Source organism: Acinetobacter sp. 5862, assembly GCF_024494585.1.
In the GTDB taxonomy this organism is placed as follows: Bacteria; Pseudomonadota; Gammaproteobacteria; order Pseudomonadales; family Moraxellaceae; genus Acinetobacter.
In genome coordinates, this window is sequence record NZ_JANHGP010000104.1 from 1 (window position 1) to 338 (window position 338).

Annotated in this window: 1 pseudogene; it reads right to left on the bottom strand. The window is 37.9% G+C overall.

The window, feature by feature from the left end:
• Nucleotides 1-144: 144 nt before the first annotated feature.
• Nucleotides 145-338 (bottom strand): annotated as a pseudogene (locus NO346_RS14705) (IS4 family transposase); the annotation flags it as partial.

A 338-nucleotide genomic window follows, 5' to 3' on the forward strand; every position in this document is an offset into this window, starting at 1 on the left:
CAAAATATATAGAGTTATTTTATAATCAGCGAAGAATTCAAAAAGGCTTGGATTTTAAGACACCAAATCAAATGGCAAAAGACTTTTATCGGTTAGCTGCCTAGAGTCTCCCAAGTGAGGGTCTCCTGCTAATTCAGCACACATCAAACTTACTGAAAGTCGTCCATGCTTCTTTATTTTTATCGCTTTTTTCCGATCATGTTGCCATTCACCTGTTAAATAGCACCAACAGAAACCGATAGCTCGCACTGCTATCAATTCCTTGACTCGTCTAGGGTCTGTTAAACGAGTATTTTCAAGATTGAATCCACGTCCTTTGAGACAACTAAATAAGGTTT